At 76.3% G+C, this 2,470-nt stretch carries 2 protein-coding genes; both read left to right on the forward strand.

Translation table 11 applies throughout. The annotated features are described in order from the left end of the window. The first annotated feature begins 230 nt into the window (after positions 1-230). Positions 231-1,208 (forward strand): Rossmann-like and DUF2520 domain-containing protein, encoded by a 978-nt coding sequence (locus tag EST54_RS33650; RefSeq protein WP_129251456.1) that lies wholly within the window; start codon positions 231-233, stop codon positions 1,206-1,208. A 125-nt stretch (positions 1,209-1,333) separates the two neighbouring features. Further along, positions 1,334-2,470, forward strand: a 1,137-nt coding sequence (gene panC / locus EST54_RS33655) for a pantoate--beta-alanine ligase (protein ID WP_167511650.1), incomplete at its 3' end; no start/stop codon positions are given.

The following is a 2,470-nucleotide window of genomic DNA, read 5'->3' on the forward strand; positions in this document are numbered from 1 at the left end:
CCACCACCCCCCGCCTGCCCTTTCCCCCGCGCTGTCGCCTCGTTCGCTCCGCGCGCCGTTGCACCGATCATGGCTCTGCCCCGCTCGGCCCGCGACCCCTGTGGATAACTCCGGTGGGAGACCCCCGTCTCACCTTGTGCACAGCTCTCAAGGCCGCCGGAAACACTCGCGTAGCATGGCGAGGAATCGTCCGGTACCCCCCGCGGACTGGAACGGAAGGCCGTCGCCGCGTGAACGCAACCCCACCCACCGAGGCCCAGGACCGACCCGCCCGACTGACCGTCGGAGTCGTCGGCGCGGGCCGCGTCGGGCCCGCCCTCGCCGCTTCGCTGCAGCTCGCGGGGCATCGCCCGGTTGCCGTGTCGGGAGTCTCGGACGCCTCCGTACGCCGTGCCGCCGAGCTGCTGCCCGACGTCCCGCTGGTCACCCCCGCCGAGGTGCTCGCCCGCGCCGATCTCGTCCTGCTGACCGTCCCCGACGACGCCCTGGCCGGCCTGGTGAGCGGCCTCGCCGAGACGGGTGCCGTACGGCCCGGCCAGCTGTTGGTGCACACCTCCGGGCGGTACGGCACCGCGGTGCTGGACCCGGCCACCCGCGCCGGAGCCCTGCCGCTCGCCCTGCATCCGGCGATGACGTTCACCGGCACCTCCGTGGACGTCCAGCGGCTGGCCGGCTGTTCGTTCGGCGTGACCTCGCCCGACGAGCTGCGGATGGCGGCGGAAGCGCTGGTCATCGAGATGGGCGGGGAGCCCGAGTGGATCGCGGAATCAGCCCGTCCGCTCTACCACGCGGCGCTCGCCATCGGCGCGAACCACCTGGTCACGCTCGTCGCCCAGGCCATGGAGCTGCTGCAGGACGCGGGCGTGCAGGCCCCTGACCGGATGCTGGGCCCGCTGCTCGGTGCCGCCCTGGACAATGCGCTCCGCTCCGGTGACGCCGCGCTGACCGGCCCGGTCGCCCGGGGCGACGCCGGCACCGTCGCCGTCCATATCGCGGAGCTGCGCCGGCATGCGCCGCAGAGCGTCGCCGGGTATCTCGCGATGGCCCGGACGACCGCGGACCGCGCGCTGTCCCACGGTCTGCTCAAGCCCGAACTCGCCGAAGACCTGCTCGATGTGCTCGCCGGCTCCGACGACGGTCCCGGCGCCGCCCCCGGCTCCTACGGCCCGGGCCCCGATGCCTCCGGCCCCGAGGGAGGCGACCGATGACCCCCGCGCCGACGGGCCCGGACCGCCCGGAGCCGACCCCGGCCCCGCAGACCCCGACGCCTCCGCGCCCGGCCGGGGCCGCCCCGGCGCCGGACGCCCCCGCGCACCAGGAACCGCACCAGCCCATGGACGCGACGCTCCCCGCCGAGCCGGCCCGGCCCGGCCCCGGCCACCTCCTCCACACCGCCGCCGCCCTCCGCGACCTGCCCCGCCGCCGTAGTGGCGAGCGCGCGGTCGTGATGACCATGGGCGCGCTGCACGAGGGCCACGCCACCCTGATCCGCGCCGCCCGCAGCCGGGTCGGGCCCCAGGGGCAGGTCGTCGTCACGGTCTTCGTCAACCCGCTGCAGTTCGGGCCCGGCGAGGATCTGGACCGCTATCCGCGCACCCTGGAGGCGGATGTCGAGCTGGCGGCCGCGGCCGGTGCGGACGTGGTCTTCGCCCCGTCCGTCGACGAGGTCTACCCGGGCGGGGAACCGCAGATCCGGATTGCCGCCGGCCCCATGGGCGACCTCCTGGAGGGCGCCAGCCGCCCCGGGCACTTCGACGGCGTGCTGACCGTCGTCGCCAAGCTGCTGCATCTGACCGCGCCGGACCTGGCGTTCTACGGGCAGAAGGACGCCCAGCAGCTCGCCGTCATCACGCGGATGGCCGCCGACCTCAATTTCCCCGTCGAGATCGTCGGTGTCCCCACGGTCCGCGAGGAGGACGGCCTGGCCCTGTCCAGCCGTAACCGCTACCTCTCGGCCCCGGAGCGGCGCACCGCGCTCGCGCTGTCGGCGGCGCTGTTCGCGGCCCGCGACCGGCTCGCCGCCGAGGAGGCGCTGCGCGCCCGCGCCGCCTGCGCCGGCCACCCCGCGCCGGACCGCGCCGCGGCACTGGCCGCCCTCGGCGAGGACCGGGCGGCCGCCGACGCGCACGCCGTCGCCTACGCCGCCGCGGTGCCCCCGCACGGCCCGTCCGTCGCCCGCGCCGCGGCCCGCGCGGTGCTGGAGGACGCCGCCCTGCTCGAACCGCCGCTGGTGCTCGACTATCTGGCGCTGGTCGATCCGTCCGACTTCACCGAGATCCCGGACGCCTACGAGGGCGAGGCCGTCCTCGCGGTCGCCGCCAAGGTCGGCACCACCCGCCTCATCGACAACATCCGTCTCCTCTTCGGGGCGCAGGGCGCGACGGCCGCCCACCCGGGCGGAGCGACCCCGCACACCCCCGGCTCCGGCGCACCCGCCGCACCCCCGGCTGGTCCATCGAGGCGGACGTCG

Origin of the sequence: Streptomyces sioyaensis, from assembly GCF_004122735.1 — a bacterium.
GTDB lineage: Bacteria > Actinomycetota > Actinomycetes > Streptomycetales > Streptomycetaceae > Streptomyces > Streptomyces sioyaensis.